Source organism: Micromonospora sp. AKA38 (assembly GCF_027925725.1).
GTDB lineage: Bacteria > Actinomycetota > Actinomycetes > Mycobacteriales > Micromonosporaceae > Micromonospora.
Window position 1 is genome coordinate 127,275 of record NZ_BNEI01000003.1, and the last position, 26,232, is coordinate 153,506.

The 26,232-nt window shown below is 74.9% G+C and carries 18 protein-coding genes; 8 read left to right on the forward strand and 10 right to left on the reverse strand.

Annotated elements, in window-relative coordinates:
• Positions 1–4: 4 nt before the first annotated feature.
• The 3 genes from TPA0908_RS08975 to TPA0908_RS08985 all read left to right on the forward strand — a co-directional run bounded on the left by TPA0908_RS08975 (position 5) and on the right by TPA0908_RS08985 (position 4,805).
• Positions 5–2,218 carry a SpoIIE family protein phosphatase gene (locus TPA0908_RS08975; protein ID WP_281936481.1) on the forward strand — a complete coding sequence of 738 codons (2,214 nt, stop codon included), beginning with the start codon at positions 5–7 and terminating at the stop codon, positions 2,216–2,218.
• A 70-nt stretch (positions 2,219–2,288) separates the two neighbouring features.
• The gene (locus tag TPA0908_RS08980) at positions 2,289–3,155 is read left to right on the forward strand and encodes an aldo/keto reductase (protein WP_281936483.1); all 867 of its coding nucleotides are present in this window, start codon (positions 2,289–2,291) and stop codon (positions 3,153–3,155) included.
• A gap of 69 nt (positions 3,156–3,224) precedes the next feature.
• The gene (locus TPA0908_RS08985) at positions 3,225–4,805 is read left to right on the forward strand and encodes a GMC family oxidoreductase (protein WP_458575191.1); all 1,581 of its coding nucleotides are present in this window, start codon (positions 3,225–3,227) and stop codon (positions 4,803–4,805) included.
• 43 nt (positions 4,806–4,848) lie between these two features.
• Here TPA0908_RS08985 and TPA0908_RS08990 read toward each other — a convergent pair whose 3' ends face one another.
• Positions 4,849–5,673 (reverse strand): lipase family alpha/beta hydrolase, encoded by an 825-nt coding sequence (locus tag TPA0908_RS08990; RefSeq protein WP_281936487.1) that lies wholly within the window; start codon positions 5,671–5,673, stop codon positions 4,849–4,851.
• 215 nt (positions 5,674–5,888) lie between these two features.
• On the opposite strand from TPA0908_RS08990, the gene TPA0908_RS08995 reads away from it, so the two are divergent.
• A complete protein-coding gene (locus tag TPA0908_RS08995; RefSeq protein WP_281936490.1) occupies positions 5,889–7,241 on the forward strand; it encodes a pentapeptide repeat-containing protein in 1,353 nt (450 codons plus the stop codon).
• Between the two features lie 16 nt (positions 7,242–7,257).
• On the opposite strand, the gene TPA0908_RS09000 is transcribed toward TPA0908_RS08995, so the two are convergent.
• From TPA0908_RS09000 to TPA0908_RS09010, 3 genes are all read right to left on the reverse strand, one after another.
• Positions 7,258–7,521, reverse strand: a complete 264-nt coding sequence (locus tag TPA0908_RS09000) for a DUF6244 family protein (RefSeq protein WP_107157547.1) — start codon at positions 7,519–7,521, stop codon at positions 7,258–7,260.
• 150 nt (positions 7,522–7,671) lie between these two features.
• Positions 7,672–8,340, reverse strand: a complete 669-nt coding sequence (locus tag TPA0908_RS09005; protein ID WP_281936492.1) for a hypothetical protein — start codon at positions 8,338–8,340, stop codon at positions 7,672–7,674.
• Positions 8,337–10,856 carry an FtsK/SpoIIIE domain-containing protein gene (locus tag TPA0908_RS09010; protein ID WP_281936494.1) on the reverse strand — a complete coding sequence of 840 codons (2,520 nt, stop codon included), beginning with the start codon at positions 10,854–10,856 and terminating at the stop codon, positions 8,337–8,339. Before TPA0908_RS09010 ends, TPA0908_RS09005 begins: the two co-directional genes overlap by 4 nt.
• Positions 10,857–11,041: 185 nt before the next feature.
• Between TPA0908_RS09010 and TPA0908_RS09015 the strand changes: the two genes are divergently transcribed.
• Positions 11,042–11,992, forward strand: a complete 951-nt coding sequence (locus tag TPA0908_RS09015) for an alkaline phosphatase PhoX (RefSeq protein ID WP_281936496.1) — start codon at positions 11,042–11,044, stop codon at positions 11,990–11,992.
• Here TPA0908_RS09015 and TPA0908_RS09020 read toward each other — a convergent pair.
• Both TPA0908_RS09020 and TPA0908_RS09025 read right to left on the reverse strand, forming a co-directional pair.
• A complete protein-coding gene (locus TPA0908_RS09020; RefSeq protein WP_281936498.1) occupies positions 11,917–12,741 on the reverse strand; it encodes a hypothetical protein in 825 nt (274 codons plus the stop codon). The two genes, TPA0908_RS09015 and TPA0908_RS09020, sit on opposite strands and share 76 nt — an antisense overlap.
• Before the next feature lie 142 nt (positions 12,742–12,883).
• Positions 12,884–13,459 carry a TetR/AcrR family transcriptional regulator gene (locus TPA0908_RS09025; protein WP_281936500.1) on the reverse strand — a complete coding sequence of 192 codons (576 nt, stop codon included), beginning with the start codon at positions 13,457–13,459 and terminating at the stop codon, positions 12,884–12,886.
• Between the two features lie 165 nt (positions 13,460–13,624).
• On the opposite strand from TPA0908_RS09025, the gene TPA0908_RS09030 reads away from it, so the two are divergent.
• Positions 13,625–15,130, forward strand: a complete 1,506-nt coding sequence (locus TPA0908_RS09030) for an MFS transporter (RefSeq protein ID WP_281936501.1) — start codon at positions 13,625–13,627, stop codon at positions 15,128–15,130.
• A gap of 75 nt (positions 15,131–15,205) precedes the next feature.
• On the opposite strand, the gene TPA0908_RS09035 is transcribed toward TPA0908_RS09030, so the two are convergent.
• On the reverse strand, positions 15,206–15,991 hold the full coding sequence (locus TPA0908_RS09035; protein ID WP_281936502.1) for an SGNH/GDSL hydrolase family protein: 786 nt from the start codon (positions 15,989–15,991) through the stop codon (positions 15,206–15,208).
• A gap of 148 nt (positions 15,992–16,139) precedes the next feature.
• Between TPA0908_RS09035 and TPA0908_RS09040 the strand changes: the two genes are divergently transcribed.
• The gene (locus TPA0908_RS09040; protein ID WP_374709191.1) at positions 16,140–17,726 is read left to right on the forward strand and encodes a M1 family metallopeptidase; all 1,587 of its coding nucleotides are present in this window, start codon (positions 16,140–16,142) and stop codon (positions 17,724–17,726) included.
• 97 nt (positions 17,727–17,823) lie between these two features.
• Here TPA0908_RS09040 and TPA0908_RS09045 read toward each other — a convergent pair whose 3' ends face one another.
• Entirely contained in the window at positions 17,824–19,329 is a 1,506-nt protein-coding gene (locus tag TPA0908_RS09045) for a glutamate synthase subunit beta (protein WP_281936505.1), read from the reverse strand.
• Positions 19,322–24,016: a glutamate synthase large subunit gene (gltB, locus tag TPA0908_RS09050; RefSeq protein ID WP_281936507.1), complete on the reverse strand. Its 4,695-nt coding sequence runs from the start codon at positions 24,014–24,016 to the stop codon at positions 19,322–19,324. The genes TPA0908_RS09045 and gltB overlap by 8 nt, the downstream gene beginning before the upstream one ends.
• A 145-nt stretch (positions 24,017–24,161) precedes the next feature.
• On the opposite strand from gltB, the gene TPA0908_RS09055 reads away from it, so the two are divergent.
• On the forward strand, positions 24,162–25,004 hold the full coding sequence (locus tag TPA0908_RS09055; RefSeq protein ID WP_281936509.1) for a GNAT family N-acetyltransferase: 843 nt from the start codon (positions 24,162–24,164) through the stop codon (positions 25,002–25,004).
• Between the two features lie 39 nt (positions 25,005–25,043).
• Here TPA0908_RS09055 and TPA0908_RS09060 read toward each other — a convergent pair whose 3' ends face one another.
• Positions 25,044–26,231: an FAD-dependent oxidoreductase gene (locus TPA0908_RS09060; protein ID WP_281936511.1), complete on the reverse strand. Its 1,188-nt coding sequence runs from the start codon at positions 26,229–26,231 to the stop codon at positions 25,044–25,046.
• Between the last annotated feature and the right edge of the window lies 1 nt (position 26,232).

The following is a 26,232-nucleotide window of genomic DNA, read 5'->3' on the forward strand; positions in this document are numbered from 1 at the left end:
CCGGGTGAGCAGCACCGGACCCGACGACGCCCGGTGGCCGGACGTCCTCGACACCACCGGCGGGGACGCGGGCAGGGTGATCACGGAGCGTGACTGGACGGGGACCCCGCTCGGCCCGATCGCCGGGTGGCCGCAGAGCCTGCGCACCGCGCTGGCACTCTGCCTGCACCTTCCCGGCCCGGCCGTGCTCTGGTGGGGCGACACTCCGCTGCCCAACGACGCGTACCGGCGGTTGCTCGGTCCGGGCGCCGCGCCCGGCGGGCCGGTCGACGAGGTGTGGCCGGGCGACGCGGACGCGCTCGCTCTCCTGCTCGCCGGCGTGCGCGCCGGCGAGGGCGCGGCCGAGAGCCGGGACGTGCCGGTGCGGCACGCGCACGACGGCGGGGCGGACCGCTGGTTCACCTTCGCCCACACGCCGGTGACGGACGAGTCGGGCCGGCCGGCGGGCGCCCTCACCGTCGGCACCGAGTGCGCCGCCCCGCGCTCCGCCGACCCCGCCGAACCGGACGCCGACCCCACCGGACTCGACGCCGCCCGCGCCGAGCTGGCGGCCGCCCGCGCCGAGCTGCGGCTGTTCCGCGTCCGGTCGGAGCAGGCGCTGCGGCGGGCCGAGGCGCTCGCCCGGCTGGCCGGCGCGCTCAGCTCGGCCCGGGGCCGGGACGCCATCGTCGAGGTGGTGACCACGGTGGCCCCGGCCGTGGTGGACGCCACCACGCTGCGGGTGGCGATCGCCCTGCCCGGCCGTACCGTGCTCGACGTGGCCGGCGCCGGCGCCTCGCCCGAGCGGCTGCCGGTCGACGCCGACGTCCCGCTGGCCCGGGCGGTACGCGACAACGCGGCGCTGCCGCTGGGCGACGGCCGGGCCACCGGGGTCTGCCTGCCGCTGCGGGACGGCGACGGCGGCGCGCTCGGCGTGCTGGAGGTGCGCTGGGCCGACCCGGTCGCCGACGACGAGGCGCTGCACAGTCTCCTCGACGCGGTGGCCGCGCTGTGCAGTCAGGCGCTGCAACGGGCCGAGCTGACCGGGTCGGCGCAGGCGATGGCCGGGTTCGCGGCCCGGTTGAGCATGACCCGGTCCACCGCCGAGGCGATCGAGGTGATCCTGGACGCCGCCACCACCGCGTTCGGCGCGGAGCTGCCCGGCCTGGCCATGCGGGACGAGGGCCGCCGGGTCCGGCTCTGGTACCACGACGACGTGCCGGGCGAGCTGGCCGCCACGTTCCGCGACCTGACCGTCGACGACCCGCGCCCGATCGTCCGCGCGCTGCACCACGGGGAACGCATCGTGCTGCGCGACCGCGCCGACTTCGCCACCCGGTTCCCCGGCCTGCCCGACCCGGTCGGCCGGCACGGCATGGTGACCACCGTGGCGCTGCCGCTGTTCGGCGCCGAACGCCGCCCGATCGCCGCGCTGGGCTTCGGCTGGCGACGGGAGCGCCCGCTGCGGGACAGCGACCTGGCGCTGCTGGACACTGTCGCCGACCTGTGCGAGCAGACGCTGGAGCGGGTCCGGTTGGCCGCCGCCGAGCACAACCTGGTGACCCGGCTGGCCGGCCGGCTGCGCAGTTCGGAGCTGGCCGTCCCGAAGAACCTGGAGATCGCCACCCGCTACCGGCCGGCGATGAGCGGCCTGCACCTGGGCGGCGACTGGTACGACCTGGTCCGCCAGGACGGCGACCGGCTGGCCGTGGTCGTCGGCGACGTGGTCGGCCACCAGGTCGAGGCCGCCGCCGACATGGCCCAGCTACGCACCGTGCTGAACACGCTGATCCGGTTGGGCGTGCCGCTGGAGGAGGTGTTCCTCCGGCTCACCGAGTTGCTCGGCGTCGGGTTCCTGGGCACCTGTCTGGTCGTGGTGGTCGATCCGGCGGACCGCGTGGCGCACGTGGCCCGGGCCGGGCACCCGCATCCGGTGGTGCTGCCGGCCGGGCAGCCGCCGCGCACCGTGCAGACCGCCAACGCGATGCCGCTGGGCATGGTCGACCGGCCGATGACCGTCACCACCGCCGCGTTCCGCCCCGGGGACGTGCTGGTCGCGTACACCGACGGGCTGGTGGAGCGGCGCGGCCAGCCGTACGACGAGGGCATCGCGGCGCTGCACCGGTCGTTGGTCGCGGTGCGGGACGAGCCGGTCGAGGCGATCGCCGACGCGCTCCTGCGCGACCTGGCCGGCTCGGAGGACGACCAGGCGCTGGTGGTGCTGCGGCACCTCGGCTGAGCAGGCTTCGGCGGCCCGGTTCGGGGAATGATCCTCGGGTCGGCGGACCACCCACCTCAGGAGGACCATGATGACCACCAGCAACCAGCCCGCCAAGGCGTCGGGCAGCTACCGGATCGGCGGTGACCTGCGGGTCGACCGTCTCGGCTACGGGGCGATGCAGCTCACCGGCCCGGGCGTCTGGGGCGACCCGAAGGACCCGGCGGAGGCGGTGCGGGTGCTGCGCCGCGCGTACGAGCTGGGGGTCACGTTCATCGACACTGCCGACTCGTACGGGCCGTTCGTGAGCGAGCTGCTGATCCGGGAGGCGCTGCACCCGTACGCCGACGACCTGGTGATCGCCACCAAGGCCGGGCTGACCCGGTCCGGCCCGGGCGACTGGCGGCCGGTGGGGCGCCCGGAGTACCTGCGCCAGCAGTGCGAGCTGAGCCTGCGCCACCTGGGCCTGGAGTCGATCCCGCTCTACCAGCTGCACCGGATCGACGCGCAGGTGCCGCTGGAGGACCAGCTCGGTGAGCTGGCGCTGCTCAAGCAGGAGGGCAAGATCCGGCACATCGGGCTCTCCGAGGTGACGGTGGACCAGATCGAGGCGGCGCGGGCGATCACCCCGGTCGTGTCCGTGCAGAACCTCTACAACCTGGCCGACCGCAGCGCCGAGGACGTGCTGACCCACTGCGAGCGCAACGACCTGGCGTTCATCCCCTGGTTCCCGATCGCCACCGGCAACCTGGCCCGGCCGGGCGGTCCGCTGGACGCGATCTCGACCGGGCACGGCGCCAGCCCCGCGCAGCTCGCCCTGGCGTGGCTGTTGCGCCGGTCGCCGGTGATGCTGCCGATCCCGGGTACGTCGTCGGTGGCGCACCTGGAGGAGAACATCGCGGCGGCCGAGGTGGAGCTGACCGACGACGAGTACGAGGCGCTGGCGAAGGCGGCCTGAAACCCGACACTTGCCAACGGTGATCGAGAAACTACTGTCAGAAGGATTCTCGCGATGGGGGTCCGCTCAGTGGTGGAATTCGATTACGTCGTGGTCGGCGCCGGCGCGGCCGGGTGCGTGCTGGCCGACCGGCTGACCGAGGACCCGGGCACCCGGGTGCTGCTGGTCGAGGCGGGTGGCTGGGACCGTAGCCCGTTCGTGCGGGTGCCGAAGGCGTTCTCCCGGCTGATGGACGACCCGCGTACCGCCTGGCACTATCCGGCGGCCACCGGGCCGGGCCGGCGGGAGACGTGGCAGCGCGGCCGGATGATCGGCGGCTCGACGTCGGTCAACGGCATGATCTGGAGCCGCGGCGCGGCCCGGGACTGGGACACGCTGGCGCCGCTGGGCTGGGGCTGGTCGACGATGCGGCAGGTGTTCCAGCGGCTGGAGGACCATCCGCTGGGGCCGGCGCCGCACCGGGGCGTCGGTGGGCCGGTGCGGCTCTCCGTCGCCACCGGTACCGACCCGCTCGCCGAGGAGATGGTGGCGACCGGCGTCGAGCTGGGCTGGCGTCGGGTGGACGATCTCGACGCCGACGACGACGAGCGGATCGGCTACCCGACCGCGACCATCCACGGTGGCCGTCGGGTCAGCGCCGCCGACGCGTTCCTGCACCCGGCGCGGCGCCGCCCCAACCTGACCGTCGTGGTCGACGCCGTGGTGCTGCGCGTGCTGGTCGAGGGCGGCCGGGCGGTCGGCGTACGGGTGGCGCACCGGGGCCGGGAGGTCGAGCACCGGGCGGCCGGTGAGGTGATCCTCGCCGCCGGCGCGCTGGCCACCCCGGCGCTGTTGCAGGTCTCCGGCATCGGGCCGGCCGACACGCTGCGCGCCGCCGGCGTGCCGGTGCTGCTCGACCGTCCCCGGGTGGGCGCCGGCCTGCGGGAGCACCGGTCGATCGCGTTGCAGTACCGGCTCGCCGAGCCGGGCGGCTACAACGCCCGGCTCGCGAGCCCGCTCGGGCAGGCCGGCGCCACGCTGCGCTGGCTGCTCACCCGGGGCGGGCCGCTGGCGCTGCCGGTGCTCGACGTCGCGGCGCACGTGAAGTCCCGGCCCGATCTGGACCGGCCGGACGGCCACCTGCTGATGGCGCCGTTCTCGGCCGCACCGCCCCGCCCCGGCCGGGCGCTGGAGCTGGAGCGGGAGCCGGGCGTGATGTGCCTGGGCACGGTGACCCGGCCGGACAGCGAGGGCAGCCTCACCGTCACCGACGCCGATCCGCGTGTCCCGCCGGCGATCGTGGCGAACTACCTGACCACCGACCAGGACCGACGGACGGCGGTGGACCTGTTCCGCCGGATGCGGGAGTTCTTCGCTTCCGGGCCGATCGCCAAACGGCTCCAGGTCGAGACCGTGCCCGGCCTGACGACGCGGACCGACGAGGAGATCGTCGAGGCGGCGGTGGCGCACGGCTACTGCGGCTATCACGCGGTCGGCACCTGCGCCATGGGCGCGGACGACGATCACGTGGTCGACCCCGAGCTGCGGGTACGCGGCGTCGACGGGCTGCGGGTGGTGGACGCGTCGGTGCTGCCGGCGATGGTGGCGGGCTGGACCAGCGCGCCGGTGACGGCGCTGGCCTGGCGGGCCGCCGACCTGATCCGGGGGTGAGCGCGGTCGGGCCGGGCCCACCCGGGGGCGGGCCCGGGCCGGCTCAGACCGCGAAACAGTTGGGCCGGATCGCGACGCCGGCCAACGCCTGCCGCACCGCCGTGTAGGTGGTGCCGTCGAGCACCAGACCGAGGTGGCCGACCACCCGCAGCGGGCACCACGCCTGCACCAGCACGTTCGTCGCGCCGTCGGCGACCACCGCGTTGTCGACCGGACGCACCAGCTCGTCCTGCCAGGTGCGCAGCGTGGTCCAGCGGACCGGTCCCGGGGTGTCGTCGCCGGCGTTGAGGTCGGCCAGGAAGCTCGACCCGATGGTCATCTGCTGGCAGGCCACGATGCCGGCGCAACTGCCCAGGCCGACGACGGCGAGGATGTTGGCGACGTACGTGCCGTACTGCGGGCTGCCGAGGCTGACGTACTGGTCGACCGCGGCGGCGCCGCCGAGGAACTTCACGTACCAGCGGCTCACCAGCCCGCCCTCGGAGTGGGTGACCAGGTCCACCCGGCTCGCGCCGGTGGCGGCGCGGACCTGGTCCACGTAGGACGACAGGGCCCGGGCGGACTCGCGGATGTCGCCGAAGCCGAGGTTCGGTAGCTGGTAGATGGAGACCCGGTAGCCGTCGGCGCGCAGCCGGGCGGCGATCGGCTCGTACGCGATGGAGACGCCGATCAGGCCGCCGACCACGATCACCGGGTCGGCCGCCGCGGCGGCGGCCCGCTCGGCGGCGGTGACCGTGCTGGCTGGAGCGGCGGCGGCTTCGGTGGCCGGGCTCGGCGCGGCGGGTGGCGCGGCGGCGTGGGCGGCGGTGGCCGGGACGAGCAGCGCGGTGGCGGTGACGGTGGCGGCCAGGATCGTTCGGAGCAGCATGGGCTGCACCTCCGATGGGAGGGGCACCCGGCGGGAACCGGGCGGGGCGGGTGGGGTCCGATCGATCGTGGGAACGATGATGCGTGTCTGATTTCACACACGTCAATGAAAAGTTACGCGCCGGTAACCAGTTGTTCCACCTGGCGCACGAACCGGCATTCGGGACAGGGCCGGCGCCCCCCACCGACCGGGGCCGCGATGGCATGCTGGGCGCCGTGCCCACCCCACCACCGCCACCGGAGAAGCCACTGCGGGTGATGCCCTGGTGGTCGGCGCTGCTCGGGCTGTTGCTGGCCGTGCTGCTCGGCTGGCTGGTGCTGGACTGGCTGCTCGCCGAGGCCGACCGGGCCGGCCAACCCGACACCCGGGCCACGCTGCGCGTCGACGCCATCCGCACCGGCCTCACCGTGGTCGCCGGCACCGGCGGCGGGGTGGCGCTGCTGTTCGCCGCCCGTCGACAGTGGATCAGCGAACGCGGCCAGCGGCACCAGGAGGCGGTCGCCGCCCGCGACCAGACGCACCGCGACCGGGTGCAGGCGCACGCCGAAGTGGTCGCCGAGACCGCCGCCCGCCACCAGGACCGGCAGGCCGCCGCCGCCGAGCACGACGCCGCCGAACGGCGGCTCACCGAGCTGTACGTCCGGGCCATCGAGCTGATCGGCAGCGACCACCCGGCGGTCCGCCTCGGCGGCCTGCACGCCCTGGAACGGCTCGGTCAGGACAACCCGGCGCAGCGCCCGACAACCGTGGCGGTGATCTGCGCGTACCTGCGGATGCCGGCGCCCGACGACAGGCGCGAGACCGAGGTGCGGCGCACCGCGCAACGGATGCTGACCCGGCACCTGCGCGCGGACCAGGACGGCTGGTGGCCGGGCATCGCGCTGGACCTGACCGGCGCCCGGCTGGACAACTTCGACGCCGCCGGCTGCACGCTCGTGGACCTCGACCTCACCGGCGCGGTCTGCACCGGCACCACCAGCTTCGCCGGCGCGGTCACCCACGGCCGGCTGCGGCTGACCGCCGAGTTCGCCGACGTCGTCCTCGACGACCTCACCGGCGACGCCGAGATCGTCCTCGACGACGCCCGCCTCACCGGTCGGGTGAGCTTCGACCGGGCCGACCTCGGCGGCGAGCTGTCCTGCCGGGGCGCGAGCCTCGGACCGGTCTCGTTCCGGGACGCCACGGTGCGGCAGCCGATCAGCTTCGACCGGGCCAGGTTCACCGACAGCGCCAGCTTCCGGGAAACGGTCTTCCTCGGCGGGGTGTCCATGGAGCACACCACATTCGTCGGGTACGCCGGCTTCCACCGGGCGCGCTTCGCCGACATGGCGTTGTTCCGCTGGACCGAGTTCGGCGCGGAGGCGTGGTTCGAGGGGGCCCGTTTCGAGGGCGCGGCCAACTTCGGCCGGGCCGTGTTCCACGGGCGGGCCCGCTTCGAGGGCGCGACACTGGCCCGCCGGGCACTGGTCGACCAGGCCCGCGCCTCGACCTCGGTCAGCCACGTCTGGCCGCCCGACACCGCCGTCACCCGCCGCGACGACGACTGGCTGCTGCTGACCGACCCGTGACGCCCGCCCCGGCCGGTCAGTTTCCCAGCGCCTGGACCTTCGCGATGGTCTCCTGGACGTGCTGGCGGGCCGGCTCGCCGCCCTGCGCGGCCTGGGCGAGCGCCTGCCGGTAGGCGTCGATCACCCCGATCAGCGGCCCGGCCGTCGCGCCTTCGAGCGCGCCGGCCACCAGCGCCCGCGCCTCGGCCGCGTCCTGCGCGGCAGCGGCCGTACGGGCCTTCGCCTCGTCCAGCTTCCGTGCCGCCGCCGCCAGCCTGGCAATCACTTCCGCCGCACTCACAAGCCCTCCCCTCCCCACCCCACCCGTCCCACCAACCCTACCGCCCCACCCACCTCCGCGATCTTGCACTTGCCGCCCCGACAAAAGCCGCACAAGCCGCATCACCCGGGCCGCAACTGCAAGATCGCGGGCCAGGCCGGGCCGGGCGGGTCAGCGGAGGAGGCGGAAGAGGATCAGGTAGAGGCAGAACAGGGACGGGGAGACCAGGGCGCAGATCACGAAGCCCATCGGCACGTACCGGCCGGCCGGGGTCTCGGGGTCGGGCAGCGCGGGGCGGCCCCAGCGGGCCAGCACGACCTGACCGGCCACGAACGACAGCAACGGGACGCCGGCGCAGGACAGCGCCGCCACCAGGTCCATCCCGGACACCGGCAACGGCGAGCCGAGCAGCGCGATCAGCATGAGCACCGAGCCGGCAAGCGCGCACCCGGCGTACACCGCGACCGCCCGAGCCGGCGCGGACCAGGTGGGCAGCAGCACCGGCCGCCGCGCCAACGCCTCCGCCTCCTGCCCGAGCCGGTCCGCCTCGTCGGCCAGCCGCCCGGCCGCCGCCAGCTCCGCCGCCGGATCGCCGGGCGGCACGCTCCCCGGCCCGGCGGGGTCACCGGCCGCGTCCGGAACCGACCCCATCGGTACGCCGACCGCCTGCCCGAGCCGGTCCAGGCGCTCCCCCTGCGCGGCCAGCCGCCGCCCGACCTCGTCCACTCCGGACTGGAGGCCACGCCGGCGCTCCGCCTCGGCGGCGATGGCCCGCTCCCCGCCCCGCTGCCGGGTGGACAGCTCCCGGATCAGGGCCGCGTACTCGTCGAATCCACTCATGGGTTGTCGCTCTCGGGGGCGAACGGCACGATCAGGGCGGTCCGGTGCTCGTGCCGGTCGACCAGCAGAGCGCGGCCGTCGCGCGGCTGGTAGGCGAGGTCGTGCACGCCGAGGTGCAGACCGAGGTCGGCGGCCGGCACGTTCAACGCGACAAGCCCGGTCACGTCGTCGCGGTGCCCGCTGCCGCCGAGGTCGTCGGCGAGCCGGCGCAGCCCCCGCCACCAGCCGAGCACGTGCACGCCGCGCGCCGGACCGTGCCGCAGCACCGCGCGCAGGTCGTCGTGCCCGGAGCGGAACGTGCCCGGGTCGGTGGCGGCCAGCGTGCCGGCGGCGGCGTCCATCCCGAACACCGTCAGGTAGGTGCGCGCCGGCCCGGAGGCGTCGCCGGCCAACTCGGCGAGGAGCGCGCGCAGCGCGTCGGCGTCCAGCCGGCGGACCGGGTGACCGGCGGCGGCCAGCGTCATCGCCAGGTCGTCGGCGAGGTCGGTGGTGCCCGGCGCCAACGGCGCGAACAGGAACCGGGCGGTGCCCGGCGCGTGCTGCCGGGCCAGCGCCAGGACAGCCGAGCGGAGCACCTCCGCGCCGGTCGCGGCGGTGCCCACCACGGCCAGGTGCCGGCCCGGGCTCGCGTCGAGCGCGAAGCCGGCCGGGCTGCCGGCGACATCCACCACGCGGCCGAGGAGCGCGTACGGCGGGTCGGCGCCGGGTGTCAGCGCCGCCCACGCCGGATCGTCGGTGAGCCGGGGCGTCTCGTGGCCGCGGAACACCGCCGGCGGCGGGGCGCCCTCCGGGCGGGCCGCGTGCAGCTCGTGGCGCAGCGCCGCGAGGTCGGCCGCGGCGGCGTGCGCGTCCGGGAAGTCCACCTCGGTGTCCGCACCGGGCGCGCCGGCGGCGGTGTTCACCACGGCGGCGCCGACCGTGAGCCCCCGCGCGGCGTCGTTGCGCGGGTCCAGCACAGCGTCCCCACCGGGCAACGCGATGCGCAGCGGGAACTGGCCGAAAATGGCCTCGGCCCGGCCGTACAGGGCCTCGATGCCGGTGGTGCTCTGGCTGGCCAGCACCAGGTGCAGGCCGTACGAGCGGCCCTTGCGGGCCAGCTCCTCGATCAGGTCGACGGCCTGCCGGGCCAACGCGTCGTTGCCGGCGAACAGCACGTGGAACTCGTCCACGACGGTGACGATCCGGGGCGGGCGGGCGTTCGGCGGCAGGTCGGCGAGGCGACTGACACCGTGCCGCTTCAGCAGCTCGGCGCGCCGGGTCAGCTCGGCGCGCAGCTCCCGGAGCACGGCCACGCCGTACTCCCGGTCGGACTCGATGCCGACCGCGCGGGCGTGCGGCAGCCAGGACGGGTCGCGCGGCGTCGGCACGAACTCGGTGAAGCTGACACCCTCCTTGAAGTCGAGCAGCATCAGCCGCAGCTCGGCCGGGGAGTAGCGGGCGGCCAGCCCGTAGAGCACGTCGAGCAGCAGCACCGTCTTGCCGGCGCCGGTACGCCCACCGACCAGCCAGTGCGGCGTGGCGTCGTCGAACGCGACGGTCAGCGGCTTCCTCCCGGCGCGGCCGAGCACCGTGCGCAGGCCGGCGCCGGCCGACTCGGTCCACCGCCGCGCCGGGAGCAGGTCGGCGAACGTGACGGCGGAGCTGTCGTCGGCGGCCTCGGCGAGCCGGCGGGCCAACGCGGTCACCACCGCGTGCGACGGGTCGTTGTCGAGCACCACCGGCGCGGCCAGCCCGCTGCCGTCGACGCTGAACGGGCGGCCCGGCGGGTCACCGACGAGCGTGTAGCGCTCGGTGACCCGGAGCTGGGTGGTGGCCCCCAGCGGCGGCACGGACGCGCCCGGACCGGCCGAGGCGTAGCCGGCCAGCAGCACGCAGACCGCCGCGGCCGGGCCGGCGTGGGTGAGCGCGGCCAGCCGGGCCAGCTCCCGGGCCGGCAGCGTCGACGCGGCGACCACCACGAGCAGCTCCCGGTCCTCCGGGTCGGCCCGTTGGGCGGTACGCGCGTGTCGTTCCGCGGCGTCCAGCAACGCGGCAGTCTCCGCCTCGGTGGTCGCCGCCGCGCCGAGCACCCCGGCGTCGTGCAGCGGGCGCAGCGGCAGGAACGCCGCCCCGAACGCGGCCTGGTCGATGCCGGCCACCCGGACCGCGCCGGCCGGGGCGGCGGTGAGCAGCCGGACCACCACGGCGCGCAGCAGCTCGCCGACGCGCGGGTCCCGGGCGTCCACGTCGACCGCCAGGTGGGCGCCCGCCCCCACCGGCACCAGCACCGGGAACACGCCGTCGACGGTGGTCGCCTCGCCGAGGCGTACCGGCACGGGGTGGGTCGCGACGCGGGCGGTGCCGGGCACCGCGGCGGCCAGCTCCCCACCCAGGCGGGCCAGTCGGGCGACCAGCTCGGGGCTGCCGACCGGGGCCGGCCCGGCCGCCCCCAGCAGCCGCCCGGCGGCGGCCCAGTGGCGCCGCGCCGCCCGGTGCCGCTCGACCGCCTGCCGGTACGCCGCCGCGAACCTGTTCACCGTCCGCCCTCCGACGCCGTCTGCGATCGAGGGAACCCTAACGGACGCCCGCCATCGGAGCACGGGGCGCTCGGCACCCGGGATTCGTCCACTGTTCACCCCACCGCCGACAGTCCCGCCGCCCGCCGTTCCCGCGGCCCGACTTGCCTGCCAGTGCAACCTCGACTGCACAGGAAGGCGACGACGTGACCTCCAACTCACCCCTCTCCCGGCGGTCGCTGCTGGGCGGCGCGGCCGGCGGCCTCGGCATCGTGGTGGCCGGCAACCTGGACGCCATCGCCGGGCCGGCGGCGGCCCGCGCCGCGTGCCGGCCCGCGGTCGGCTACGGCGACCTGGTGCCGGACCCGGCCGGCCTGCTGGCGCTGCCGCCCGGCTTCTCGTACACCGTCGTCGCCCAGGCCGGCGCGACGCTGCTGGAATCGGGGCAGCCGACCCCGAGCGACGCCGACGGCACCGGCTGCTTCCGCGGCCCGCGCGGCTCGGTGCTGGTCAACAACCACGAGATCGGCGGCAGCGAGCCCTACCCGGTGCCGGCGCTGCCCGGCCTCACCTACGACCCGGGCGCACGCGGCGGCACCACCACCATCGAGGTGGACAAGCACGGCCGGCGGCTGCGCGAATACGTCAGCGTGGCCGGCACGCACAACAACTGCGCCGGCGGCATCACGCCGTGGGGCACGTGGCTGACCTGCGAGGAGACCGAGCAGCGGGCCGGCGGTCAGTTCCTCAAGGACCACGGGTACGTCTTCGAGGTCGACCCGCACGACCGGTCCGCCAACACGGACCCGGTGGCGCTGACGTTCCTCGGCCGCTACTCCCACGAGGCGGTGGCGGTCGACCCGTACACCCACTCGATCTACCTGACCGAGGACGCCAGCGGCCCGAACGGGCTCTACTTCCGGTGGACGCCGCCGCCCGGCTTCCGGGCCGGCAAGGGCGCGCTGCGGGCGCTCGCCCAGCGGCCGGACGGCGCCACCGCCGGCACCCTGGAGGCGATGCGTTGCCGGCGCGGCGACGGGCACGTGGCCGACCTGTCCGAGGCCACCACGCCGGGCACCCGCTACCAGGTCGACTGGGTGCAGGTGCCGGACCGGGACGCCCGCACCGTGTCCGGTCGCCAGAACCGCCGCCGGTAGGCCAGCCGCAGGTCCTCCAGGAACGCGTGCAGCAGCAGCTTCTCCACCTGGGCGGGGTGTTCGCCGTCGCGCCAGCCGGCGGTGAGCCGCTCGGCGAAGCCGAGGAACGTCACCGACTGCCGGGGCGCGAGATACTGCTGGCGCATGAACCAGCGGTACTGCCGGCCGACCAGGGGCACCCGGCCGGAGACCGCGATCCGGAACACCACGCTGGGTACCGCCCGGCGCAGCAGCCAGAGCAACACCTGGAGCGCGGTGCCGAGCCCGGAGCCGCCGCCCACCTGCGGGTCCTCGCCGACGCCGACGCGTCGCCCCCGCCAGTCGCGCAGCCGGCGCACCAGCGAGGCCCGGCCGCTGTCCGCGGCGTCCACGTCGACCGCGAGCGTCTGGTGCATCAGCCAGTCGGCGAGCGGATAGTGCCGGAACCGCAGCCGGGGCGCGCCGAACGCCTCCAGCGAGAGCTGCCGGTGCAGCTCGCGCAACGCGGTCGCGACGTCGTCGGTGGGCGGCCGGTCGGTCAGGTCCAGCACCGCGTGCGGCACCCGGCGCCCGGCGCCCCGGCCGGCGAAGCGGCGCAGCAGGCCGGCTACCGCGCCGTCGTCGGCCGGCCGGAGCAGCCAGAGCAGCGGGAGCCGACGGTCCCCGCGACGCGGTCGGCGCAGCAGCCGGGCCAGCAGGGTGAGCAGCTCCAGACCGCCGGCCGGAAGCTGCTCGCGGGCAGGCCGCGGCCGGGTCACCGGTTCGCGCATGGTCACCTCCAGGTGACGGCGAGTGTCTCACCATTGTCGACTCGCCACGCAACCGCCCAGGGATGCAAGGAGGGGCCCCCTGTTAACGCCTCACGCATAGGAACGCGCCCCGCTTGACCGCGCGGGCACTCCGGGGAGCGACTCACCTGGTCGGCGGGCGCAGGCCGTCCAGGGCGATGGCCAGCACGCGGTCGCGCTGTGCCGGGTCCGGGAACTGGTACGCGGCGAGGCCGCTGATCAGGCGCACCACGTCGTCGAAGTCGGCGTCGGGGCGGGCCGCCCCGGCGGCCTGGGCGCGGCGCAGCAGCGGCTCACCGGCCGCGTAGATCTCGGTGCGGCAGCTCCGGAACACGTCGGAGTCGTGCACCAACTCCTCGGCCAGCGCCCGCTTCGCGCCGACGTAGGCGACGAACCGGTGCAGCCAACCGACCAGGGCGTCCCACGGGTCCAGGTCGGCCAGGTCGGCGGCGGAGGCGCTGAGCGCGCGCACCTCCTCGACGTAGACCGCCTCGAACAGGTCACGCCGCTGCGGGAAGTTGCGGTAGAGCGTGCCGATGCCGACGCCGGCGCGGCGGGCGATCTGCTCCAGCGACGCGCCGGCGCCGCACTCGCCGAACACGTCGCGGGCGGCGGCGATCAGTGCGTCGTAGTTGCGCCGGGCGTCGGCCCGCTTGGGGCGGCGCGCGAAGACCTCGGTCGACTGGTCGGCGCTGGACATGACGCCTGTCACTCCTTCCGTCTTGCAAACGGAGGCACCCCTCCATTACGTTGGTGGAGGCACCCCTCCGGATAGCGTACTCCGGCGGGCCCCGGCCCGACGCGCCGCCATCGCCGCCCACCGCGCGAGCGGCCACCGACTCGTACCGAACGGGAGTTCTCCCACATGATCGACACCTTCCGGCGCGGCTCGCGCCGGATGACGTTCCTCGTCCTCGCGGCCGGCACCGGCTTCTTCGCGATGCTCCAGTCGCTGATCACCCCGGTGCTGCCCACCATCCAGCACGACCTGCACACCTCGCCGAACACGGTGACCTGGGTGCTGACCGCCTACCTGCTCTCCGCGTCGATCTTCACGCCGATCCTCGGCCGGGTCGGCGACATGGTCGGCAAGGAGCGGATGCTCGTCGTCTCGCTCGCCGCGCTCGCGCTGGGCTGCCTGGTGGCAGCCGTCGCGCCGAACATCGGCGTGCTGATCGCCGCCCGGGTGGTCCAGGGCATCGGCGGCGCCGTCTTCCCGCTGTCGTTCGGCATCATCCGCGACGAGTTCCCCGCCGCCCGGGTCAGCTCGGCGGTCGCGTCGATCTCGGCGGTGGTGGCCGTCGGCGGCGGCCTGGGCGTCGTGCTCGCCGGGCCGATCGTGGCCACGCTGGGCTACCGCTGGCTGTTCTGGATCCCGCTGGTCGTGGTCGGCCTGACCGCGCTGGCCGCGCACCGGTTCGTGCCCCGCTCGCCGGTCCGCACCCCGGGGCGGATCAACTGGCTCAGCGCCGTCCTGCTCTCCGGCTGGCTGGTGGCGCTGCTGCTGCCGGTCAGCAAGGGCGCCGCCTGGGGCTGGGCCTCCGGCCGGGTGACCGGTCTGCTGATCGTGGCCGCGGTGCTGCTGGCCGTCTGGCTGGCGGTCGAGGCCCGGGCCGCGAACCCGCTGATCGACCTGCGGATGATGCGGCTGCCGGCGGTCTGGACCACCAACCTGGTGGCGCTGCTCTACGGCGCCTCGATGTTCGCCGTCTACGCCTTCCTGCCGCAGTTCGCGCAGATTCCGACCAGCGCCGGCTACGGCTTCGGCGCCAGCATCACCCAGGCCGGGCTGCTCATGCTGCCCATGCTGGTCGGCATGTTCGCCGCCGGCCTGCTGGCCGGACGGCTGGAGTCCCGGTTCAGCGCCAAGGCGCAACTGGGCACCGGCGCGGTGTTCAACGTGGCCGCCGCCGCGATGCTCACCGCCGCGCACGACACCCGCTGGCAGGTCGGCCTCGCCGGCGGGCTGGTCGGGCTCGGCATCGGGCTGGCGTTCGCCTCGATGGCCAACCTGATCGTGGGGAACGTGCCGGCCTCGCAGACCGGCGCGGCGACCGGCATGAACGCCAACATCCGTACCATCGGCGGCGCGATCGGCGCGGCGCTGGCCAGCACCGTGATCACCGCCAACCCGCAGCCGAGCGGGCTGCCCCGGGAGGCCGGTTTCACCGCCGGCTTCCTGCTGCTCACCGGCATCTCCCTCGCCGCCGCGCTGGCCGCGCTCGCCGTGCCCTCCGGCCGCCGCGCCCAGCCCCGGCGGCACACCGGGCCGACGCCGGAGGTCGCGCCGCCGCAGGTGACGCCCGACGCCCCCGCCCCCGCGACCGCGCTGCCGCAGGCGGTCGGCGGGCTGGCGCCGGTGGGCCGCTGACCCGGCGGCCGGTGAGTTGTTAGGAGGGGGCCCCTGCTATGCGGAATGCGTTAACAGGGGGCCCCTCCTTACACCTCAGCCGATGGCGGCGGTGAGGGCGGCGAGGTAGCCGTAGCGGTAGCCGTTGGCGTTCGGGTGGTACGCCTCGATCACGCCGCTGACGTCGCGGATCCACGGGTCGGCGGCGCACACCCCGTGCCCGGTGAAGAACGGCCGCGCGTCGACGAACGTGGCCCCGGCCGCGCCGGCCCGGTCGGCCGTGACGCCGTTGAGCACGTCGGCGGCCTGGTTGAGGATGGTGCGCTTGTAGCTGCTCATGGCGAGCAGGCCGCAGGAGCCGGTCTCGAACAGCCGCGGGTAGCCGAGCACCACCAGCCGGGCGTTCGGGGCCCGGTCCCGGATCGCCGCGTAGGTGGCGTCCAGCCGGGCGGGCAGCGTCGCGGTGGCGAACGCCTTGGCCCCGGCCACCGCGCTCTCGCAGCTCGACGTGCTGCCGAAGCGGCAACCGGTCATCACGTCGGCGAAGCCGGCGTCGTTGCCGCCGATGGTGATGGTGACCAGTGTGGTGGCGGTGCTGAGCTGACCGACCTGGTTGTTCAGCACGTCCGCGGTGACCGCGCCGCCGCAGGCCGGGAAGCGGAAGCTTTCGACCGCGTGCGCCGCGGCCCAGAGCGGGGCGTACGACTTCTGGCTGCGCAGGCAGGTGGAGAGGTCGTACGGCCCGGCGCCGACGCCGGAGGAGTAGGAGTCGCCGAGTGCGACGTAGTTGACGGTGGCGGCACGGGCGGCGCCGGGCAGCAGCACGGCGCCGAGGACGGCCGCCAGGACCGCGGCGAAGACGGTACGGACGCGACGGGGCATGAGGGGACCTCCACGGGACAGGGGTGGTGGAGCCCGTTGACCGCGCGCGTGGTCGAGGGGACGGTGCTTGTTACTAGTCGGTAATGCTATCGAAACATCGACACTATTTGAATAGCCCTGGCCGCCGACTCGGGGCAGATCCGTTTACATGTGTCGATTAGGTTGGCGGTGCGTACACCCGACGGAGGGAGTCCCACCCGTGCCACGCGCACTCTCGGCGGCGATCGCCGCCCTGACCCTCACCACCGCCGTCACCACCGTGACCGGCGCCCCCGGCCAGGCCGCCCCGACCGGATGGGGCCGCCCGCACGTCTCGGCGGCCACCCCCACGCCGGGCGGTCCCGGGCTGGGCGACAGCTACTTCCCCGACTACGGCAACGGCGGCTACGACGTCGACCACTACGACATCCGGCTGCGTTACGAGCCGGCCACCGACCGGCTCAGCGGCACCACCACGATCCTGGCCACCGCCACCAAGGACCTGTCCCGGTTCAACCTCGACTTCGCGCTGGCCGTCGAGTCGGTCCGGGTCAACGGCTGGACCGCCGGGTTCGCCCGCGCCGGCGACCACGAGCTGGTCGTCACGCCGGCCCGCCCGCTGACCAAGGGCCAGCAGCTCACCGTCGTGGTGAAGTACGCAGGCGTCCCGTCGGAGACCACCGTCTACGGCTACACCGGCTGGACCCGCACCGCCGACGGCGCGCTCGCCGTGAACGAACCCGAGTCGGCCTGGTGGTGGTACCCGAGCAACGACCACCCGAAGGACAAGGCCACCTGGGACATCTCCGTCTCGGTGCCGACCGGCCTCGAAGTGGTCAGCAACGGCGTGCAGCCGCGCGACCCGCTGCCCGAGGCCGGCAACCGCACCCGGTGGAGCTGGCGCAGCGTCAAGCCCGGCGCCACCTACCAGGCGTTCCTCGCCATCGGGCAGTACGACATCGTCACCGACACCGCGCCGAACGGGCAGCCGGTGGTGAACGCGTACAGCACCACGCTGGGCGAGCGCCTGCCGGCCGCCCGGGCCAGCATCGAACGCACCGCCGAGATCGTCGACTGGGAGAGCGGGGTGTTCGGCCCGTACCCGTTCGAGGCGCAGGGCGGCGTGGCCGGCCCGGTCGACGGCATCGGTTTCGCGCTGGAGACGCAGACCCGACCGGTCTACGGGCCGGGCTTCTGGCGACGGGGCGCCAACCCGTACGTGGTGGTGCACGAGAACGCGCACCAGTGGTTCGGCGACTCGGTGTCGGTGGCGGCCTGGCGCAACATCTGGCTGAACGAGGGCTTCGCCTCGTACGCCGAGTGGCTCTGGTCCGAGGAGCAGGACGAGGGCACCGCGCAGGAGCTGTTCGACTTCACCTACGACAGCTACCCGGCCGACTCGGAGTTCTGGCAGGTGCTGCCCGGCGACCCGGGCGCCGGCCGGGTCTTCGACGACGCGGTCTACGACCGGGGGGCGATGGCGCTGCACCAGATCCGGCTGGCCGTCGGCGACGCGGCGTTCTTCCGGATCCTGCGCACCTGGACGGCCCAGCGGCAGTACGGCAACGGCACCATCGAGCAGTTCCAGGCGCTCGCCGAGCGGATCTCCGGCCGGGACCTGGACGCGGTGTTCACCACCTGGCTGTTCACCGCCGGCCGACCCGAGCTGGGCGCCACCGCGCGCACCTCGGCGGCGCCGGCGCAGCCGGCCTCCTGGACGAAGATCCGGTCGGCGCACGAGCTGCTTGCCCGCTGACCAGGCCGGCCGGGCCCGCTCCCCATTGGGGAGCGGGCCCGGCCGATGTCAAGCGGGTCCCCCGCCTCTACCGCAGGCGTTAGGAAGGGGCCCCTCCTTACCGGGTGGCGAGCGGCTGGCGGGCCGGGTCGACGGGGGCGGGCAGGTCGCCCGCTCCGCCCAGGTACGCGTGCACGGCCGCGGCGGCGGCCCGCCCCTCGGCGATCGCCCAGACGATCAGCGACGCGCCCCGGTGCATGTCGCCGGCGACGAAGACACCGTCGGCGGCCTGCCAGTCGGGGCGGGCGTCGATCGCGCCCCGGGCGTTGCGGGCCACCCCGAACTGGGCCAGCAGCGGCTGCTCCTCGGTGCCCTCGAAGCCGATCGCCAGCAGCACCAGGTCGGCCGGGATCTCCCGCTCCGAGCCGGGCAGCGGCGTGACGATGCGCCGGCCGTCGACCTTCTCCACGGTCACCTCGGCGATCCGCACGGCCCGGACCTGCCCGGTGCCGTCGTCCACGAACTCCTGCACCGCCACCGCGAAGACCCGCTCGCCGCCCTCCTCGTGCGCCGGGTAGGAACGCAGCAGCCACGGCCAGGTCGGCCACGGGTCCCGCGCGCCGTCGCGTTCGGTCGGCGGCTGCGGGTAGAGGTCGAGCTGGTGGACGCCGGCCGCGCCCTGCCGGTGGGCCACGCCGAGGCAGTCGGCGGCGGTGTCGCCACCGCCGATGATCACCACGTGCTTGCCGGCCGCGTCGATCGGCGTGCCGTCCGGCAGCGTGGCGAGCGCGGGCCGCCCGTCGCCGGCCGCCGCCACCACCCGGTTCGCGGCCACCAGGTGCGACATCGCCTGGTGTACGCCGCGCAGCGCCCGCCCCGGCGTCTGGAGGGTGTCCCGGCCCTGCAACGCGCCGCAGGCCAGCACCACCGCGTCGTGCTCGGCGCGGAGCTGCTCGGCGGTCACGTCGACGCCGACGTCGACGCCGGTGCGGAAGCGCACCCCCTCGGCGGTGAGCTGGGCGACCCGGCGGTCGACGTGCTGCTTCTCCAGCTTGAAGTCGGGGATGCCGTAGCGGAGCAGGCCGCCGACGGCGTCGTCGCGCTCGTACACGGTGACCGTGTGGCCGGCGCGGGCGAGCTGCTGCGCGGCGGCGAGGCCGGCCGGGCCGGAGCCGACCACCGCCACCGATCGGCCGGTCGACGCGGACGCGGGCCGGGGACGCAGCCCGCCCCGGGCCACCGCCGCGTCGGCGATCTCCACCTCGACCTGCTTGATGGTGACCGGCTGCTGGCCGCCCAGGCCGAGCACGCAGGCCGCCTCGCAGGGCGCCGGGCAGAGCCGCCCGGTGAACTCGGGGAAGTTGTTGGTGGCGTGCAGCGACTCCACCGCGGCGTCCCAGTTGCCGGTGCGGACCAGGTCGTTCCAGTCCGGGATGCGGTTGCCCAGCGGGCAGCCGTCGTGGCAGAACGGGATGCCGCAGTCCATGCACCGGGTGGCCTGCTCGCGGATCAGCTCCTCGCCGGCCGGCGGGTAGACCTCCCGCCAGTCCGTGATCCGCACCGGGACCGGACGGCGGGCGGGCAGCCGCCGGTCGTAGCGCAGGAAACCGTTCGGGTCAGGCACGGGCCACCTCCTGGGCGACCACCCGCGGCGCGGGCGGCACGGACGCGGTCGAAGGTGTGGTGAGAGCACTCATCACCGCGTCGTCGACGTCGCGGCCGGCGGCTTCGGCGGCCCGCATGATCTCCATGACCCGGCGGTAGTCCCGGGGCACCACGGCGGTGAACTCCTCCACCGCCTCCGGCCAGCGCTTGAGCAGCGCCTCGGCCACCGCCGAGTCGGTCTCGGCGAAGTGCCGCTGGACCAGCTCGTGCAGGCGGTCCCGTTCCTCGTCGCGCAGCGGCGACAGGTCGACCAGCTCGGGGTTGATCCGCCGCCGGTCCAGCCGGTGCACGAACGCGGTGCCACCGGACATGCCGGCGGCGAAGTTGCGCCCGGTCGGCCCGAGCACCACCACCGTGCCGCCGGTCATGTACTCGCAACCGTGGTCGCCGAGGCCCTCGACCACGGCCACCGCGCCGGAGTTGCGCACCGCGAACCGCTCCCCGACCCGACCGCGCAGGAACACCTCGCCGCCGGTGGCGCCGTACAGGATGGTGTTGCCGGCGATGATCTGGTCCTCGGCGCGGTGGCCGGGCTCGGCGTCGTGATCGACGAACGGCGCGGCGGCGTCCGGCCGGACCACGATCCGCCCACCGGACAGGCCCTTGCCGACGTAGTCGTTGGCGTCACCGTGCAGGCGCAGCGTCACGCCGCGCGGCAGGAACGCGCCGAACGACTGGCCGGCGGTGCCGCGCAGCAGGAACTCGACGGTGTCGTCGGGCAACCCGGCGCCGCCGAACCGGCGGGTCACCTCGCCGCCGAGCATCGCGCCCACGCTGCGGTGCTCGTTGCGCACCTCGACCTCGACCCGGACCGGCGTGCCGTCGCGCAGCGCCGGACCGGCCAGCTCGACGAGCCGGTTGTCCAGCGCCACGTCGAGGCCGTGGTCCTGCGGCCGGACGCCGCGCCGGGCCGCGCCCTCGGGCAGCTCGGGCAGGTGCAGGACCCGACTCAGGTCGAGCCCGTGGCCCTTCCAGTGGTCGATAGCGCCGACCACGTCCAGCAGCTCGGTCTGCCCGATCGCCTCCTCGATGCTGCGGAAGCCCAGCTCGGCCAGGTACCCGCGGACCTCCTCGGCGAGGAAGAGGAAGAAGTTCTCCACGAACTCCGGCCGGCCGGTGAACCGCTCGCGCAGCACCGGGTTCTGGGTGGCGATGCCGACCGGGCACGTGTCCAGGTGGCAGACCCGCATCATCACGCAGCCCTCGACGATCAGCGGCGCGGTGGCGAAGCCGAACTCCTCGGCGCCGAGCAGCGCCGCGACCAGCACGTCCCGGCCGGTCTTGAGCTGGCCGTCGACCTGCACGGTGACCCGGTCGCGCAGCTTGTTGAGCAGCAGCGTCTGCTGCGCCTCGGCCAGGCCCAGCTCCCACGGGGTGCCGGCGTGCTTGAGCGAGTTGAGCGGGGACGCGCCGGTGCCGCCGTCGTGCCCGGAGATCAGGATGACGTCGGCCTTCAGCTTGGCCACGCCGGCCGCCACGGTGCCCACCCCGACCTCGCTGACCAGCTTGACGTGCACCCGGGCGGCCGGGTTGACGCACTTCAGGTCGTGGACGAGCTGGGCCAGGTCCTCGATGGAGTAGATGTCGTGGTGCGGCGGCGGGGAGATCAGGCCGACGCCCGGGGTGGCGTGCCGGGTCCGGGCGATCCACGGCCAGACCTTGTTGCCGGGGAGCTGCCCGCCCTCGCCGGGCTTCGCGCCCTGCGCCATCTTGATCTGGAGGTCGTCCGCGTTGACCAGGTATTCGCTCGTCACGCCGAACCGGCCGCTGGCGATCTGCTTGACCGCCGAACGCCGCGCCGGGTCGTGCAGGCGCTCGACGTCCTCGCCGCCCTCGCCGGTGTTGGACTTGCCGCCGAGGCGGTTCATCGCGATCGCGAGCGTCTCGTGCGCCTCCGCCGAGATCGACCCGTACGACATGGCGCCGGTGGCGAAGCGCTTGACGATCTCGGTGGCCGGTTCGACCTCGTCCAGCGGCACCGCCGGACGGACGCCGGTGCGCAACGTGAACAGCCCGCGCAGCGAGCCCGCCTTGGCGGCCAGCTCGTCGACCTTGGCGGTGTACTGCCGGAACACGTCGTACTGGCGGCTGCGGGTGGCGTGCTGGAGCAGGAAGACCGTCTCCGGGTTGAACAGGTGCAGCTCGCCCTCGCGACGCCACTGGTACTCCCCGCCGACCTCCAGCCGGTCGGTTGGCTGCACGCCGGGCGCCGGCCAGGCGAGCGCGTGCCGGGCGGCCACCTCGGCGTGGATCTCGGCCAGCCCGATGCCGCCGATGGTGCTCGGCGTGCCGCGGAAGTAGCGGTCGACCAGGCGGGTGTCCAGGCCGACCGCCTCGAACACCTGCGCGCCACAGTACGACGACACGGTCGAGATGCCCATCTTGGACATGATCTTCAGGACGCCCTTGCCGAGCGCCTTGACGTAGTTGCGGACCGCCTTCACCCGGTCCACCCCGGCCAGGATGCCCGTGGAGATCATGTCCTCCACCGACTCGAACGCGAGGTACGGGTTGACCGCCGCCGCGCCGTACCCGATCAGCACGGCCGCGTGGTGCACCTCGCGGCAGTCGCCGGACTCGACGACCAGCGCCACCTGGGTGCGGGTCTGCTCACGCACCAGGTGCTGGTGCACCGCGGCGGTGAGCAGCAGCGACGGGATCGGGGCCAGGTCGGCGTTGGAGTCCCGGTCGGAGAGCACCAGGATGCGCACACCGTCCTCGATCGCCTCGGAGACGTGCCGGCAGATCTCGGTCAGCCGGGCCTTGATGCCGGCGCCACCGTCGCGGATCCGGTAGAGACCGGAGACCCGGACCGCCTTGAAGCCGGGCAGGTCGCCGTCCTCGTCGATGGAGAGGATCTTCGCCAGCTCGTCGTTGTCGATCACCGGGTAGGGCAGCACGATCTGCCGGCAGCTCGCCGGGCCCGGGTCGAGCAGGTTGCCCTCCGGCCCGATGGTGGACGCCAGGCTGGTCACCAGCTCCTCCCGGATGGCGTCCAGCGGCGGGTTGGTGACCTGGGCGAAGAGCTGGTGGAAGTAGTCGTAGAGCAGCCGCGGCCGGGTGGACAGCGGCGCGATCGGGGTGTCGGTACCCATCGAGCCGAGCGGCTCCGCGCCGCTGCGGGCCATCGGGCCGAGCAGGATCTTCAGCTCCTCCTCGGTGTAGCCGAACGTCTGCTGCCGGCGGCGGACCGAGTCGTGGGTGTAGACGGTGTGCTCGCGGGCGGGCAGGTCGTCCAGCTCGATCAGGCCGGCGTGCAGCCACTCCTGGTACGGCTGCGCGGCGGCCAGCTCGGTCTTGATCTCGTCGTCGGAGACGATCCGGCCGTTGACGGTGTCGACCAGGAACATCCGGCCCGGCTGGAGCCGGCCCTTCGCCACCACGGTGGCCGGGTCGAGGTCGAGCACACCCGCCTCGCTGCCCAGCACCACCAGGCCGTCGCTGGTGTGCCACCAACGGCCCGGACGGAGGCCGTTGCGGTCCAGCACCGCGCCGACGACCTCGCCGTCGGTGAACGCGACCGAGGCCGGGCCGTCCCACGGCTCCATCAGGCTGGCGTGGAAGCGGTAGAACGCGCGCTTGTCGGCGCGCATGTCCGGGTCGTTCTCCCACGCCTCCGGGATCATCATGAGCACCGCGTGCGGCAGGCTCCGCCCGGCCAGGTGCAGCAGCTCCAGGACCTCGTCGAAGTTGGCCGAGTCGGACGCCGCCGGGGTGCAGACCGGGAAGACGCGGCGGATGTTGCCAGACAGGTGCCCGCCGGCTCCGCCGGCGGCAGCGGAACCGCCGCTGAGCATCGACTCTCTTGCCTGCATCCAGTTCCGGTTGCCGCGGATCGTGTTGATCTCGCCGTTGTGCGCGATGAAGCGGTACGGGTGCGCCAGCGGCCAGGACGGGAACGTGTTGGTGGAGAACCGCGAGTGCACAAGCGCGATGGCGCTGACCACGCGCTCGTCGGTCAGCTCCGGGTAGAACGCCGGGAGCTGGTCGGGGGTGAGCATGCCCTTCCACACCATGGTGCGGCCGGACAGCGACGGGAAGTAGGCGGGCACACCCCGCTCGGCGGTCTCCCGCTCGACCTGCTTGCGCAGGCAGAACGCCACCCGGTCCAGGTCGAGCCCGGTCAGCGGCGAGCCGGCCGGGCCGGCGGGCGCGTCGGTCAGCCGGTGCGCGGCGACGAAGAGCTGCCGCACCCGGGGCATCGCCGCGAGCGCGGTCTCCCCCAGGCCGGACGGGTCGGTCGGCACCTCCCGCCAGCCGAGCACGTCGGCGCCCTCGACCAGCGCGTACTTGTCCACCACCCGGCGGGCGCGGGCCTCGGCGGCGTCGTCGTCGGGCAGGAAGACCAGGCCGGTCGCGTACTGGCCGGGCGGGGGCAGCGGGAAGTCGACGGCCGCGCGCAGGAACGCGTCCGGCACCTGGATCATGATGCCGGCGCCGTCCCCGGTGTTGTGCTCCGCGCCCCGGGCGCCCCGGTGGTCCAGCCGGCAGAGCGCCCCGAGGCCGTTCGCGACGACCTGGTGCGAACGCCGCCCGTGCAGGTCGGCCACGAAGGCCACGCCGCAGGCGTCATGCTCGTACGCGGGGTCGTACAGCCCCGTCGTCGGCGGGGCCGGTTGCGGGCTGAGAGGGTACGGAAAGGCCACCGGGCCTCCTGTCGTCACTCAGGATGGATCATGGAGGGGACGACGTCGGCCCGCTGGGGTTTATTGAGTCTACGTTAGGGCGTGCCGCGCAAGGCCAGTTCAGATTGATCACACTTCCAGATGCTGGGACGTGTAGTCTCGCGCGGTGGATCTCGTGCGTACTGACGTGCTCGACCGGTTGGAGCGGTTCTACGACGCGGTGCCCCGGGACGCGGCCCGGGTGGAGGAGTTCGACACCCTGGTGCTGTTCGTCCGGGACGGGGCCGGTTGGCCGTTCTACGCCCGCCCCCGGCCGGGCGCCACCGAGGCGGCCACGCTCGCCGAGGTGACCGCGGTCCGGGAACGGCAGCGCGAACTGGGCCTGCCGGAGGCGTTCGAGTGGGTGCACGAGCACCAGCCGAGCCTGCTGGCGGTGGCCCGCTCGGCGGGGCTGACCGTGCTGCAGGCGCCGCTCATGCTGCTGGAGGCGGAGCGGCTGCCCGACCCGGGCACGCTCAGCGACGTACCGATGCGGGTGCTGGACCCCGACGACCCCGGCTTCGCGGCGGACATCGCGCTGCGCCGGGCCGTCGCGGCGGTCGGCTTCGCCCACGGCGGCACCGCCCGGGGCGACGCCGGGCCGGCCGAACGGGACGCCGCGCTCGCCCGGCTGGACGTCGACGCGCTGGACGAGGAGGCGGCCCGGGTGGCCGACGGCCGGCGCGTCTCGGTGCTCGCCGGCACCCCGGCCGAGGGCCCGCTGGCCAGCGGCATGGCGATGCGGGTCGGCGACGTGGCGGAGATCGCCGGGGTGGCCACCCTGCCGTCCGCCCGACGACGCGGGCTGGGCGCCGCGGTGACCGCCACGCTGGCCCGGGAGCTGCGCGCCGCCGGCACCGACCTGGTCTTCCTGAGCGCGGGCAGCGAGGACATCGCCCGGGTCTACCTGCGGGTCGGCTTCCGCCGGGTCGGCACCGCCTGCATCGCCGAGCCGGCCGCGGTCATCTGAGCACCCCCGGCGGCCCTGGCGCAGCCCGCGCCGGGGCGGTCAGGACGGGGGTTGCCAGTCGGCGGCCGCCGCGGCGGCGGTGTTGCGCAGCCGCGGGCTGATCGTGCCCAGCGCGGCGTCCCGGGCGCGCAGCGCCAGCCGACCCCGGGTCTGCAACACGGCCGACATCCGGCGGGTCTGCCGGACCATGGTCGCCGCCCGGGGACGGCGCAGCCGGTCGTACGCGGTCACCGCGTCCGGCAGCCGCGACTCGCGCAGCAGCCCGGCGAGCGTGGCCGCGTCCTCGAACGCCAGGCAGGCGCCCTGCCCGAGGTGCGGCGGCATGGCGTGCGCGGCGTCACCGAGCAGCACCACGCCGCCCGGGCCGACCGGAAAACCGTACGACCGGGGCAACGGCCGCAGCTCGCGGACCTCCTGCTGCACCACGTCGACCGGGTCGGTGGCCTCCAGCAGCGTGGCGATCGGCGCGGGCCAACCCGCGAACCAGCGCTTGAGCAGGGCGAGCTGGATCTCCGGCGGCTCGGGCCGGGGCGCGCCGGCGGCGGTCGCCACCCAGTAGATGCCGCCCCGGCGCGACGCCCCGGCGGTGCCCCGCTCGCCGAGCGAGGCGGCCACGAACCGGTAACCGGCACCAAGCGTCTCGCCGTGCACCGGCTGGTCGTCGGGAAGCTGCGGGGCGCGGTACCAGGGGATGACCGCGCGCCAGGCGGCACACCCGGAACTCACCACGGCGGTCTCCGGGGCGAGCTGCCGCCGGATCTCGCTGTCCGTGCCGTCGGCGGCCACCACGAGGTCGGCGGAGAACGTGTGCCGGCCGTCGTCCACCGCCGGCCGTTCGCCGGCGACCGCGCGCACGTTGCGCACCGTCACGCCGGTACGCAGCTCCACCCGCTCGCCCAACCCGGCGATGAGCGCGTCGTGCAGGTCCTCCCGGTGCACCACCACAGGCATCCGCTCGGCCGGGGTGGGGCGGGGCTGCACCAGCCACTGCCCGTCCGGGCGGCGGATCCCGCCGTCGGGCAGCGGCGTGGCGATCGCGTCCAGCCCGGCGCCGAGGCCCAGCGCGCGCAGCGCGCGTACCCCGTTCGGCCAGAGCACCACGGCGGTCGCCTCCGGTCGGACCCGGTCGGCCCGCTCCAGCAGCGTGACCTGCCACCCGGAGCGGGCCAGCGCGCCGGCCACCGCCATTCCGCCGAGGCCGGCGCCGACCACCACCGCGCTGCGCATG

Excerpts from the sequence above, each read along its gene's own strand:
- TPA0908_RS08980 (WP_281936483.1), top strand. The coding sequence starts at position 2,289 with ATGACCACCAGCAACCAGCCCGCCAAGGCGTCGGGCAGCTACCGGATC.
- TPA0908_RS08990 (WP_281936487.1), bottom strand. The coding sequence starts at position 5,673 with ATGCTGCTCCGAACGATCCTGGCCGCCACCGTCACCGCCACCGCGCTG.
- TPA0908_RS09005 (WP_281936492.1), bottom strand. The coding sequence starts at position 8,340 with ATGAGTGGATTCGACGAGTACGCGGCCCTGATCCGGGAGCTGTCCACC.
- TPA0908_RS09020 (WP_281936498.1), bottom strand. The coding sequence starts at position 12,741 with ATGCGCGAACCGGTGACCCGGCCGCGGCCTGCCCGCGAGCAGCTTCCG.
- TPA0908_RS09025 (WP_281936500.1), bottom strand. The coding sequence starts at position 13,459 with ATGTCCAGCGCCGACCAGTCGACCGAGGTCTTCGCGCGCCGCCCCAAG.
- TPA0908_RS09030 (WP_281936501.1), top strand. The coding sequence starts at position 13,625 with ATGATCGACACCTTCCGGCGCGGCTCGCGCCGGATGACGTTCCTCGTC.
- TPA0908_RS09035 (WP_281936502.1), bottom strand. The coding sequence starts at position 15,991 with ATGCCCCGTCGCGTCCGTACCGTCTTCGCCGCGGTCCTGGCGGCCGTC.
- TPA0908_RS09040 (WP_374709191.1), top strand. The coding sequence starts at position 16,140 with ATGTGTCGATTAGGTTGGCGGTGCGTACACCCGACGGAGGGAGTCCCA.
- TPA0908_RS09060 (WP_281936511.1), bottom strand. The coding sequence starts at position 26,231 with ATGCGCAGCGCGGTGGTGGTCGGCGCCGGCCTCGGCGGAATGGCGGTG.